General features: G+C 68.5%; 12 protein-coding genes. All 12 read left to right on the top strand.

Annotation, left to right across the window (positions count from 1 at the left end):
* The first annotated feature begins 40 nt into the window (after positions 1-40).
* The 12 genes from LJF27_RS12950 to LJF27_RS12895 all read left to right on the top strand — a co-directional run bounded on the left by LJF27_RS12950 (position 41) and on the right by LJF27_RS12895 (position 12,013).
* Positions 41-631 (top strand): YceI family protein, encoded by a 591-nt coding sequence (locus LJF27_RS12950; RefSeq protein WP_003120867.1) that lies wholly within the window; start codon positions 41-43, stop codon positions 629-631.
* Positions 632-795: 164 nt separating this feature from the next.
* Positions 796-2,016 carry a M20 aminoacylase family protein gene (locus LJF27_RS12945; protein WP_023086628.1) on the top strand — a complete coding sequence of 407 codons (1,221 nt, stop codon included), beginning with the start codon at positions 796-798 and terminating at the stop codon, positions 2,014-2,016.
* 37 nt (positions 2,017-2,053) lie between these two features.
* Positions 2,054-3,373 (top strand): citrate-proton symporter, encoded by a 1,320-nt coding sequence (locus LJF27_RS12940; protein WP_023116750.1) that lies wholly within the window; start codon positions 2,054-2,056, stop codon positions 3,371-3,373.
* A complete protein-coding gene (locus LJF27_RS12935; RefSeq protein ID WP_003123277.1) occupies positions 3,374-4,858 on the top strand; it encodes an amidase in 1,485 nt (494 codons plus the stop codon). It begins immediately after the preceding gene.
* A 99-nt stretch (positions 4,859-4,957) separates the two neighbouring features.
* Positions 4,958-5,728 (top strand): IclR family transcriptional regulator, encoded by a 771-nt coding sequence (locus LJF27_RS12930; RefSeq protein WP_003120864.1) that lies wholly within the window; start codon positions 4,958-4,960, stop codon positions 5,726-5,728.
* A gap of 64 nt (positions 5,729-5,792) precedes the next feature.
* A complete protein-coding gene (locus LJF27_RS12925; RefSeq protein WP_003093949.1) occupies positions 5,793-6,365 on the top strand; it encodes a YceI family protein in 573 nt (190 codons plus the stop codon).
* Positions 6,366-6,439: 74 nt separating this feature from the next.
* The gene (locus tag LJF27_RS12920) at positions 6,440-7,519 is read left to right on the top strand and encodes a phospholipase D-like domain-containing protein (RefSeq protein WP_003120863.1); all 1,080 of its coding nucleotides are present in this window, start codon (positions 6,440-6,442) and stop codon (positions 7,517-7,519) included.
* A gap of 99 nt (positions 7,520-7,618) precedes the next feature.
* Positions 7,619-8,899, top strand: a complete 1,281-nt coding sequence (locus LJF27_RS12915) for an acyltransferase family protein (RefSeq protein ID WP_023116749.1) — start codon at positions 7,619-7,621, stop codon at positions 8,897-8,899.
* A 93-nt stretch (positions 8,900-8,992) separates the two neighbouring features.
* The gene (locus LJF27_RS12910) at positions 8,993-9,604 is read left to right on the top strand and encodes a DUF2846 domain-containing protein (RefSeq protein WP_003101143.1); all 612 of its coding nucleotides are present in this window, start codon (positions 8,993-8,995) and stop codon (positions 9,602-9,604) included.
* Between the two features lie 103 nt (positions 9,605-9,707).
* Positions 9,708-10,292: a DJ-1/PfpI family protein gene (locus LJF27_RS12905; RefSeq protein ID WP_003120861.1), complete on the top strand. Its 585-nt coding sequence runs from the start codon at positions 9,708-9,710 to the stop codon at positions 10,290-10,292.
* A gap of 20 nt (positions 10,293-10,312) precedes the next feature.
* Positions 10,313-10,621, top strand: a complete 309-nt coding sequence (locus LJF27_RS12900; protein WP_003101146.1) for a ribbon-helix-helix domain-containing protein — start codon at positions 10,313-10,315, stop codon at positions 10,619-10,621.
* An 84-nt stretch (positions 10,622-10,705) separates the two neighbouring features.
* Positions 10,706-12,013 carry an Nramp family divalent metal transporter gene (locus tag LJF27_RS12895; RefSeq protein ID WP_073637108.1) on the top strand — a complete coding sequence of 436 codons (1,308 nt, stop codon included), beginning with the start codon at positions 10,706-10,708 and terminating at the stop codon, positions 12,011-12,013.
* Positions 12,014-12,088 lie beyond the last annotated feature (75 nt).

Raw genomic sequence — 12,088 nt, 5'->3', positions numbered from 1 at the left:
GCGGGGCGAGGGACGGCGCCGGCCCGAAGCCGGAGGTGGAATGCCTGTTGTATTGTGTGTCCTGTTATTGCTCCTCAGCCCGCTGCTGTCGGCGGCGGAATGGCAACTGGAGCCGGATTACTCGCGGATCAGCTTCGTTTCCGTGAAACGCGCGAAGATGGCCGAGGTGCAGCGCTTCGATCGTCTCAGCGGCCAGATCGACAAGCAGGGCGTCGCGCGCATCGTGGTGCCGCTGGGCACCCTGGACAGCGGCCTGGCCCTGCGCGACGAGCGAATGAAGGACAACTTCTTCGAAACCTCGCGCTTCCCCGAGGCCACCGTGGAGAGCCGCCTGGACATGGCCGGCTTCGACGACCTGCGGGTCGGCCAGTCGCGGGTCGAGAAGCTCGACTTCACCCTCGACCTGCACGGCCAGCAGCGCCGCCTGAAGGCCGACGTGCTGGTCACCCGCCAGGGCGAAGGGCTGGTCCAGGTGGCGACCCTGGAGCCGGTGCTGCTGAAGCTGCTCGACTTCGACCTGGAAGAGAAGCTCAAGCCCTTGAAGGAGATGGCCAATATTCCCTCGATCACTCCCGAGGTACCGGTGTTCGCCGTGCTGAACTTCCGCGAAGTGCCGCCGGAACAGTTCTGACGTACCGGCGGAGGGCGGCGCGGGCCTTGGGTTCCACCCAGTGGAACCGCCTTCCGTTGTCCTTCGCCGCGTGCCGCGCTTAGCTGTGACCACGCCCGGCCGGTCTTGCGTCCGGGCCTCCCGCCAACAAGACCGGAGCGCAATCCGGCCAGAGGAGAGACGGCATGGCTCGACATCGACACATCGTGGCCTGGCTCGAGGAGGTCGCCGGCGACCTGCGTAGCCTGCGCCAGGACATCCACGCCCATCCCGAACTGGGCTTCGAGGAGCGACGCACCGCCGCGCTGGTCGCCGAATGCCTGCGCGGCTGGGGCTACGAAGTGCACGAAGGGATCGGCCGCACCGGCGTGGTCGGCGTCCTCCGCCAGGGCGACGGTACGCGGCGGCTCGGCCTGCGAGCGGACATGGATGCGCTGCCGATCGTCGAGGCCACGGGGCTCGGCTACAGCAGCTGCCACGGCGGGCGCATGCACGCCTGCGGCCACGACGGACACACCGCGATGCTGCTCGGCGCGGCACGCTACCTGGCGGCGACGCGGCGTTTCGACGGCACCCTGGTACTGATCTTCCAGCCCGCCGAGGAAGGCCAGGGCGGCGCCGAGGCGATGCTCGCCGACGGGCTGCTGGAGCGCTTTCCCTGCGATGCGCTGTTCGGCATGCACAACATGCCGGGACTGGAGGCCGGGCACCTGGGCTTCCGCGCGGGACCGATGATGGCTTCCCAGGACCTGCTGAGCGTCACCCTGGAGGGCGTCGGTGGACACGGTTCGATGCCGCACCTGAGCGTCGATCCGTTGCTCGCCGCGTCGAGCGCGGTGATGGCCCTGCAGAGCGTGGTGGCGCGCAACGTCGATCCGCAGAAGGCCGCGGTGGTCACGGTCGGCGCATTGCAGGCCGGCGAGGCGGCCAACGTCATACCCCAGCGCGCCGTGCTGCGCCTGAGCCTGCGGGCGCTCGACGGCCAGGTGCGCGAGCAGGTGCTGCAGCGGGTTCGCCAGATCATCGAGTTGCAGGCCGCCAGCTATGGGTGCCAGGCCAGCATCGAGCACTACCCGGCCTATCCGGTGCTGGTCAACAGCGTCGAGGAAACCGAGTTCGCCCGCCAGGTCGGGGTCGAGCTGGCCGGCGCGGAGCAGGTCGACGGCGACACGCCGAAGCTGATGGGCAGCGAGGACTTCGCCTGGATGCTACAGCGCTGCCCCGGCAGCTACCTGTTCATCGGCAACGGCAGAGGACGGCCGATGGTGCACAACCCGGCCTATGACTTCAACGACGACATCCTGGTCCGGGGCGCGGCCTATTGGGGCGCGCTCGCCGAGACCTGGCTGGCCGCCCCCGCGGCGTCCGGCCTTCGACTGACTGCCGCCAATAACGGCGCGGCCTGAGCCGCGCCGGCATTCCCCCGGTTACCAGGAGATTCCCATGCACGCTTGCCCGAGCGGTACCTCGCGTACCCGCCAGGTGGCGGCTGCCGTGATCGGCAACGCCCTGGAGTGGTACGACTTCATCGTCTACGGCTTCCTTTCCAGCCTGATCGCCAGGCTGTTCTTCCCTTCCGGCGACGAGTACACCTCGCTGTTGATGGCCCTGGCCACCTTCGGTGTCGGTTTCTTCATGCGTCCGGTCGGTGGGGTCCTGCTCGGCCTGTATGCCGACCGCAGGGGACGCAAGGCGGCGATGCAACTGATCATCCTGCTGATGACGCTGTCCATCGCGATGATCGCCTTCGCCCCGACCTACGCGGCGATCGGCGTCGGCGCACCGTTGCTGATCGTGATCGCGCGAATGCTGCAGGGTTTCGCCACCGGCGGCGAGTACGCCAGCGCCACGGCTTTCCTGGTGGAAAGCGCGCCGCCGCACCGGCGCGGTCTCTACGGTTCCTGGCAATTGTTCGGCCAGTGCCTGGCGGTGTTCGCCGGTGCGGGGATGGGCGCGCTGGTCACCCATTGCCTGGACGCCGAGTCCCTGGAGAGCTGGGGCTGGCGGGTGCCGTTCCTGTTCGGTCTGCTGATCGGTCCGGTGGGATTGTGGATCCGCCGCTACATGGGCGAGACCGAGGCCTTCCTCGAAGCCATCCGGGAGCCCGACGAGCGCCAGGGGCTGCTCGGCGTGCTGCGCGAATACCGGCGCAGCGTGCTGGTGAGCATGGGCCTGACGGTGATCGGCACGGTGTCCTTCTACGTGGTGCTGGTGAATATGCCGACCTTCGCCCACAAGCAGTTGGGCCTGCCGCTGGACGAGGTGTTCATGGTGCAGATGGCTGCGGTGGCGCTGATGACCCTGGTGATCCCGTTGGCTGGGGGACTCTCCGACCGGGTCGGGCGGCGCCCGGTGCTGCTGGTCGCGACCCTGGCCTTCATGCTCATGGTCTATCCGCTGTTCGCCTGGGTCGCCGCGGCGCCGAGCCTGGGGCGCCTGCTGCTGATGCAACTGTTGCTGTGCACGGCGATCGGCGGCTTCTTCGGCCCGGCGCCGACCGCGGTGGCCGAGCAGTTTCCGGTGCGGGTGCGTTCCACCGGCCTGGCGGTGGCGTATAACCTGGCGGTGATGCTGTTCGGCGGTTTCGCTCCGTTCATCGTCACCTGGCTCACCGAGGTCGGCGGCTCGCCAGTGGCGCCGGCGTTCTACGTGCTCGGCGCGGCCTTCCTCGGGCTGCTCGCCACCCTCTATCTGCGGGAGGGCGCGACGCCCGCCCCGCGCCCCCGTGAACCGGCCCTGGGCAAGCCGGCAAGGAGTCTGTGAATGAGCGCCACCCGCCATCGAAGCGACGGCCACGAGGAAATCGTCGCGCTTGACGCGCTGCCGCTGTCCGCGGCGATCCGCCGACGCGAACTGTCCTGCCGCGAGGTCATGCAGGCCTACCTGGCGCAGATCGAACGGTTCAACCCGCGGGTCAACGCCATCGTCTCGCTGCAGGCGGAAAGCCGCCTGCTCGCCCAGGCCGACGAGCGCGACCGGCAACTGGCGCGCGGCGAATGGCTGGGCTGGATGCACGGCATGCCGCAGGCGATCAAGGACCTCGCCGCCACCTCCGGCATTCCTACCACCCTGGGTTCGCCGCTGTTCGCCGGGCAGGTGCCGGAGCACGACGCCATCGTCGTCGAGCGGGTGAAGAGCAGCGGTGCGATCGTCATCGGCAAGACCAACGTACCGGAGTTCGGGCTCGGCTCGCAGACCTACAACCCGCTGTTCGGCACCACCCGCAATGCCTACGATCCGGCGCGGATCGCCGGCGGCAGCAGCGGTGGGGCGGCGGTGGCGCTGGCGCTGCGCATGCTGCCGGTGGCCGACGGCAGCGACATGATGGGTTCGCTGCGCAACCCCGCCGCCTACAACAACGTCTACGGCTTCCGCCCGTCCCAGGGACGGGTGCCGCACGGCCCGCAAGCGGAACTGTTCGTCCAGCAACTGGCCACCGAAGGCCCGATGGGGCGCAGCGTGGCGGACCTGGCCCGGCTGCTGGCCACCCAGGCCGGCTACGATCCGCGCTGTCCGCTGTCGTTGCGCGACGATCCGCGCAGGTTCGCCGACGACCTCGGGCGCGATTTCCGCGGAGCCCGGCTCGGCTGGCTCGGCGACTACGCCGGCTACCTGCCGATGGAGGAGGGCGTGCTGGAGCTTTGCGAAGCCGCGCTGGGCGATTTCGCCGAGCTGGGCTGCGACGTCGAGGCGTGCCTGCCGGACTATCCCCTGGAGCGCCTGTGGCGCACCTGGCTGGTCCATCGCCAGTGGCTGGTGCAGGGCTCGCTTGGCGAGCTTTACGCCGATCCCGCACGGCGCGTCCGGCTCAAGCCGGAGGCGCAGTGGGAAGTGGAGTCCGGGCTCGGCCTCGGCGCCACCGAGGTCTATCGCGCCTCGCTGGATCGCAGCGACTGGTATCGGGCGCTGGCGCGTCTGTTCGAACGTTACGATTTCCTCTTGCTGCCCAGCGCCCAGGTGTTTCCTTTCGATGCAGAAACGGCGTGGCCGCGGCAGGTCGCCGGGCGGCCGATGGACACCTATCACCGCTGGATGGAGGTGGTGATCGGCCCGACCCTGGCCGGTTTGCCGGCGATCAGCGTACCGATCGGCTTCGGCGCGGCGGGCCTGCCGATGGGATTGCAGATAATCGGCCCGGCGCAGGCCGACCTGGCGGTGCTGCAACTGGCCCATGCCCACGAGGGCCTGACCCGTTGGGTCAGCCGCCGTCCGCCGGCGATGCTCGAGGCTCCAGGGGGCATCGACTAGGCCGCGGAGCAATGCTGGCGTATTCGCAGATTCTTCCTACATGACCTGGGCCTGCATCTTGCTTTGCCATAACGGTCTGTCGACGGTGGAGGTGTCGTCATGCCGGAAAGAGAAGAGGCGGGAACCGTGCGTTCGGTGGAGCGGGCGCTGGCGATCCTCGATCTGCTGGGCCAGCACCAGGCGCTGGGGCTCGAGGAACTGCATTACCTGACCGAACTGCCCAAGGCCACGGTGTCGCGGCTGCTGCATACCCTGCTGGAGCAGGGCTGGCTGTACCGCGGCTTGACCGACCGGCGCTACCGGCTGCGTTCCACCCGCCTCTACGGTGACGCCGCCGAGCGCTTCCGCTGCCAGATGGTGGAGCGTTCCGCGCCGCTGCTGGTGGAGTTGAGCGAGCGCACCGGGCTGGTCGCCGATTTGTCGATTCTCGACGGCGACCGCCTGCTGGTGGCGGAAAGCTCGGTGCCCGGCGTCCTGCGCAAGCGCTACCCGGCCAACCGGCTGGTGGTCGGCCAGCACGCCAGCCTGTTCCATTCGGCCATGGGCAAGGCCTGCCTGGGCGAACTGGCAGACAGCGAGGTGCGCCGCCTGGCGCGCCAGCACCAGGTAGACGAGGACCTCTGGTTGCGCACCCGCGAGCAGGCCCACGGCCAGGGCTACGGCGAGCGTACCGAGGGACACTGGGAGTATCCGGTGCGCCTGCCGTTCCTGATCCGCGCGGTGGCCTTGCCGGTACGCGCCCAGGGTCGCCTGCTCGGCAGCGTGGCGCTGCACTGGCCGCGCGACCAGGATTGCGTCGAACGGGTGCGCCGCCGGCACCTGGGAACCCTGGCCGATACCGTCAGTCAGTTGCAGCACGCGCTCGACTGACGCGGGAGTTTGCCTGCTCCCAGGCGGCCGGTTTAAGGTGGCGCCGGACGCAAAGGGAGCCCGCATGCACAAGTTGATCTGCCTCGGCCTGGCCCTCCTGGCCTTGCCGGTCCAGGCCGCCTGGTACCTGGACTACGAGTCGTCGCGACTCAGTTTCATCTCCACCAAGAACGCTACCCTTTCGGAAGTCGGCCGCTTCCTGGTCATGCACGGCAAGGTCGACGACAAGGGGCAGGCGCGCCTGCGCGTCGAGCTGGACTCGGTGAGCACCGACATCCCGCTGCGCGACGAACGCATCCGCGAGCATCTGTTCGAGACCAAGCGCTTCGCCGAGGCGGAGATCACCGCCCAGCTCGACCTGGCGCCGATCGTCGAGCTGGCCGACGGCGTGCAACTGGAAATGCGCCAGCCGGTGACCGTCAGCCTGCATGGCAAGCGCAAGAGCTACGCCAGCGACCTGTTGGTGACCCGCCTGGACGAGCATCGCTTCCAGGTGGTGACCCTGTCGCCGCTGGTGCTGGACGCCGCCGACTTCGACCTCGCCCCCGGCATCGAGACCCTGCGCAAGCTGGCCGGCGCCGGCAGTATCGGGCTTTCGGTGCCGGTCGGCGCCGTGCTGATCTTCACTTCGCGGTGAGCGGCCCGGTCTTTCCCTGGCGCAGCGACAACCGCTTCGCCCTGCTCAATGACGGCGTGCGGTTCTTCCCGCGCATGCTGCTGGCCATCGAGGCGGCGCAGCGGAGCATCGAGCTGGAGCTGTACCTGGTGGAAGACGGGCATTGCGCCGAACTGTTTCTCGTCGCCCTGCTGGATGCCCGCCGCCGGGGCGTCGCCGTGCGCTGCCTGTTCGACGGCTTCGGCTGCCTCGGCCTGGGCAGCGCCTGGATCCAGCGCCTGCGCGAGGCCGGCGGCGAACTGCGGCTGTACAACCCGCTGCGCTGGAAGCTGACTGGCGGCAATCTCTACCGCGACCATCGCAAGCTGCTGCTGGTGGACGGGCGCCTCGGTTATGTCGGCGGCGCCGGGATCACCGACGAATTCTGGGAACCGGTCAGCGACGTCAGCGCCTGGCGCGAGGTGATGGTCGAGATGGACGGCCCGGTGGTGGCGGACTGGGCGGCGCTGTTCGAGCGGCAATGGCTGGCCTGTCTCGAAGAGAAAGCCTGGAAGCCCCGCGAGGGCATGACCCTTACCCGCCTTCCGCCGCAGCCGGGGGCGGCCCGTGGGTTGGGCCGGGTGGCCTACGCCGACGCCCGCCAGCACCGCGACATCCTGCAATCGCTGGTCCGCGCGCTGAACGGCTCGCGCCGACGGATCTGGCTGGCGACGCCGTACTTCCTGCCGACCTGGAAGGTTCGCCGGGCCCTGCGCAAGGCCGCCCAGCGCGGCGTGGAGGTGCGCCTGCTGCTGGCCGGGCGGCTCACCGACCACGCCCCGGTGCGCTATGCCGGGCAGCGCTACTACCCGCGCCTGCTGCGCGCCGGCGTGCGCATCCACGAATACCAGCCGCGCTTCCTGCACCTGAAGATGGTCATGGTCGACGATTGGGTGAGCGTCGGCTCCTGCAACTTCGATCATTGGAATCTACGCTTCAACCTCGACGCCAATCTCGAGGCCCTCGACCCGGACTTCACCAATGAGGCGGCGGCGAGCCTGCTGGCGGACTTCGCCGACAGCCGCGAGGTGACCCTGGCGATGTGGCGCGCGCGACCCCTGTGGATGCGCCTGCACCAGCGCCTGTGGGGTTGGCTTGACCGGGTAGTGGTGAATTTCCTCGACCGCCGGCGCTAGGGAGCGGCCGTTCGTAGCCGCTGGCCGGCCCGGTGAAACTTGCCGGGGAGCTTGCGGGTCTACCCCGGACCGCCCATTACAATGACAAAGGAGAGATGCGTGGCAACGCCCGACTCCAAGGAACGTTTCATCGGACTGGAATGGTTGCGCTTCCTGCTCGGCCTGTACGTGGTGGTGTACCACACCCTGCATACCTATCCGAAAGAGCAGAAGTTTCCCGATCTCGACGAACTGACCAGCCTGGGGTTCTTCGCCACCAGTACCTTCTTCGTGCTTTCCGGCTTCCTCCTGGCCCATGTCTACGCACGCAGCGGCCGGTTGCGCGAAAGCGCCCGCAGCTTCTGGACCAAGCGACTGTCCAATCTCTATCCGCTGCACCTGTTCTCCCTGCTGCTGTCGATCCTGGTGTTGCTGGCCCTCAGCCACCTGGGAATCGGTCCCGAGCTGGACAAGGCCACCCCGCGCTTCGTCATCTACGACACCAACGAAGTGCTCGGCCGCACCCACCCGGAACTCTTCCTGCACTGGATGAGCAACACCGAACTGTTCGTCAACAGCATCCTGCAGATCCTCCTGCTGCAGGCCTGGAATCCCTATTACCTGACCTTCAACGCGCCGTTGTGGTCGCTGTCGACGCTGATGTTCTTCTACCTGGCGTTTCCCTTCGTCGCCCCGCGGCTGATGCGCAGCCGGCACAAGTGGAAGGTGCTGGCGCTGGTCTGGCTGGTCTACCTGATCCCGCCGGCGCTGGTGGTGGCCAGCGAGAGCTACGGGATCCCCTGGACCGGCCTGCTGCACCGCAATCCGTTGCTGCGCCTGCCGGAATTCCTTGGCGGCATCCTGGCCTACGGGTTGTTCCGCGGCTACCGTGACCGTGGCATGGTGCCGGGACGCGGCCTGCTGGCCGCGCTGGTGGCGCTGGTGGTGGCGGCCTTCCTGGTGGCCGACTACCTGTTCACCCAGGGCGCCAAACATTGGTACTTCCTGCTGCACAACGGCCTGCTGCTGCCGGCCCAGTTGCTGCTGGTGTGCCTTTGCGCGCTGCCCGCCGACCCGAAGAGCGCTTTCGTCCGCCACTGGTCGCCGCGCCTGGGGGCCGCCTCGCTGTCGCTGTTCGCCCTGCATGTGCCGATGTTCACCCTGTTCTCCCGTAGCGAGCGCCTTATCGCCGTGCCGGGGCGTTGTCTCGACGACTGGCGCGCCTGCACCGAGGCGGCGGCCGCGCTGCCATCGTCGCTGCTCTACTACCCGCTGTTCCTGGTCCTGCTGGTGGCGTTCTGCGTGCTGTTCCAGGAGCGCGGCGTGGTGCCGGTGCGCAAGTGGCTGGTGCGCCGGCTGATGCCGGCGCCGGCGCTGGCCAAGGTGCCGCGCCCGGCCTGAGGCCGTTCTCCCGGAGAACCGGACTTTCGACGGGTGGCAGGCCCGGCCCGGCTGGTTATGCTGCGCGGATAACCATAAGAAGAGGGATGGAGCATGCTGCGCAGCCTGTCGCTGGCCCTGTCGATCGTCGCGAGCCTGGTCGGCTGCAGCACGCCCGGCGCGTTCTTCGGTGCGGTGGACGGACCGGCCTTCGTCGCCCATCCGAGCGCCGATGCCAGCCACGCCACCGTCTACCTCTACCGTCCGCGGAGCCAGTGGGCGGACGAGGAACTCGAGGCGCCGGGGATCTTCCTCAACAACGAACTGATCGGCAGCCTGCCGAGCAACGGCTACCTGGCGTTCGAGTTCGAGACCGGCAGCTACAAGCTGGAAATGCGCCGGCCGCTGGCGGGCAGCTTCTGGACCCTGTTCGCCGACGGTCCGATGGATTTCACCCGCATCGCCAGCTTCATGCTCGAGGCCAGGGCCGGCTCGGTCTACTACCTGCGCTACGACGAACTCAACCCGCCACCGAAGAGCGAGCACCCGGCGGGTGAGGGCGATGGCCCGCTGCAATTGGTGGCGGCCGATCTCGGCGCTGCGGAAATCGGCGCTACCCACCAGGTCCAGGAGCCCATGCAGTTCGCCGCCAGCGGCTACCGGAAACGCGTGCAGCGCTCGTTCTGGGAAGGCGTCGGGCGGGCCCTGGACAAGATCGGCATCTGAACCCGGCACGCGTGTAGTAACCGTCTATTACCCGCGTCCCCCTGCGGATTGGCTACCTTAGGTGCATCCCCGGTATGACCGGGCCCTGCCCGAAGGAGTGCGCGTGATGGCTGCGAAGAAGATCCTGATGCTGGTCGGCGACTATGCCGAAGACTACGAAACCATGGTCCCGTTCCAGGCCCTGCAGATGGTGGGCCACCAGGTGCATGCGGTGTGTCCGGACAAGCGGGCCGGGCAAAGCGTGCGCACCGCCATCCACGATTTCGAAGGCGACCAGACCTACAGCGAGAAGCCGGGCCACAACTTCACCCTCAATGCCGACTTTGCCCAGGCCCGCGCCGAGGATTACGATGCCCTGCTGATCCCCGGCGGCCGCGCGCCCGAATACCTGCGCCTGAACGAGCAGGTGCTGGCTCTGGTGCGTGACTTCGATGCCGCGCGCAAGCCGATCGCCGCGGTCTGCCATGGCGCCCAACTGCTGGCCGCCGCCGGCGTTCTGCAAGGGCGGGCGTGCAGCGCCTATCCGGCCTGCGCCCCGGAGGTGCGGCTGGCCGGCGGCGAGTACGTCGACCTTCCGCCGGACCAGGCCCACGTCGACGGCCACCTGGTCACCGCTCCGGCCTGGCCGGCGCATCCGGCGTGGCTGGCGCGCTTCCTCGAGGCGCTCGGCACCCGCATCAGCCACTGAGACCCAGGAGACCCCCGCGCATGTGCGAACTCTATGTGAAAGCCGATCCGATCCTCTATGAATCGCGCTCGCGTTCCTTGCGCATCCGCGGGGTGGTGACCACCCTGCGCCTGGAGAACCAGTTCTGGGACATCCTCCGGGAAATCGCCGAAGGCGAGGGCCTGAGCACCAACCAGTTGATCACCAATCTCTACGAGGAAGTGATGGACTATCGCGGCGAGGTGCTCAACTTCGCCTCCTTCCTGCGTGTCAGTTGCACCCGCTACCTGGCGCAGCGGCGCGAGAAAGTCGCCGAGCTGAGCCTGGTCGGCCAGCGCGCCCAGGCCTGAGGCGAGGGAAGACGCGACCGGGGTGAAACGTTTAGGCTGGTCGCACTTCCTCCCCCGATCCGGCGTCGCCTCGTGAAATACTCCCTGCCCACCACGGCCACCGCGCCGTTCTGTCCCTCGGCGGTCAGCCACAGCGTGGCGGTGCCGGCCGACGCCTCGCCGCTGCGCAAGCTGGCGCTGTTCATCGGCCCCGGCCTGCTGGTCTCGGTCGGCTACATGGACCCCGGCAACTGGGCCACCGCCATCGAGGCGGGCTCGCGCTTCGGCTACGCGCTGCTGTTCGTAGTGGTGCTGGCGAGCTTTTCCGGGATGCTCCTGCAAAGCCTCTGTTCGCGCCTGGGCATCGCCACCGGCCGCGACCTCGCGCAGCTCTCCCGGGAGCGCTACCGCCCTGGCGTGGCGCGTGGCCAATGGCTGCTGGCGGAACTGTCGATCGTCGCTACCGACCTTGCCGAGGTGCTCGGCGCGGCGCTGGCCTTCCACCTGCTGCTGGGAGTCTCGATTACCACCGGGGTGGTCCTCACCGCCTTCGATACCCTGATCGTGCTGGCCCTGCAGGGCGCCAACTTCCGCCGCCTGGAGGCCATAGTGCTGGGGCTGATCGCGACCATCGGCGCGTGTTTCTTCGTCGAACTGGTGCTGATCGGCCCCTACTGGCCGGATGTCGCCGCCGGCTTGCGGCCGTCCTGGGACACCCTGAGCAGCCAGGAGCCGCTGTACCTGGCGATCGGCATCCTCGGCGCGACGGTGATGCCGCACAACCTCTACCTGCATTCGTCCGTGGTGCAGACCCGGGTCAGCGGCGACGACGCGGCGAGCAAACGCTCGGCGATCCGCTTTTCCCGGCTCGACACCATCGGCTCGCTGTCCCTGGCGCTGCTGGTCAATGCGGCGATCCTGATCCTCGCCGCCGCGGCTTTCCACGGCAGCGGCCATACCGAGGTGGTGGAGATCCAGGACGCCTACCACCTGCTCGACCCGTTGGTGGGAGGCGCCCTGGCCAGCTTCCTGTTCGGCTTCGCCCTGCTGGCGGCGGGGCAGAGCTCGACCTTCACCGGCACCATTGCCGGGCAGGTGGTGATGGAGGGTTTCCTCCGGGCGAAGATTCCCTGCTGGCAGCGGCGCCTGATCACCCGCGGCCTGGCCCTGGTGCCGGCCTTGATCGGCGTGCTCTGGCTGGGCGAAGGCGCGGTAGGCAAGCTGCTGGTGCTCAGCCAGGTGGTGCTCAGCCTGCAATTGCCGTTCGCCCTGTGGCCGCTGATTCGCTTCAGCAGCGACCGGGGCCTCATGGGGGAGTTCGTCAACCCGCGCTGGGTCAGCGCGCTGGCCTGGTCGTTGTTCGGCCTGATCTCGGCGGCGAACCTGACCCTGCTGTATTTCTGGTTCGGCTGAACCAAGGCGCCTGCGGCGCTGCCAGCCCAGGCTCCGGCCAGTGGCCGTACGAAAAAGCCCGGCGCGGGGCCGGGC

This window comes from Pseudomonas sp. 203-8 (assembly GCF_020708595.1).
Classification (GTDB): domain Bacteria; phylum Pseudomonadota; class Gammaproteobacteria; order Pseudomonadales; family Pseudomonadaceae; genus Pseudomonas; species Pseudomonas aeruginosa.
This window is presented reverse-complemented; position numbering and strand designations above follow the sequence as displayed.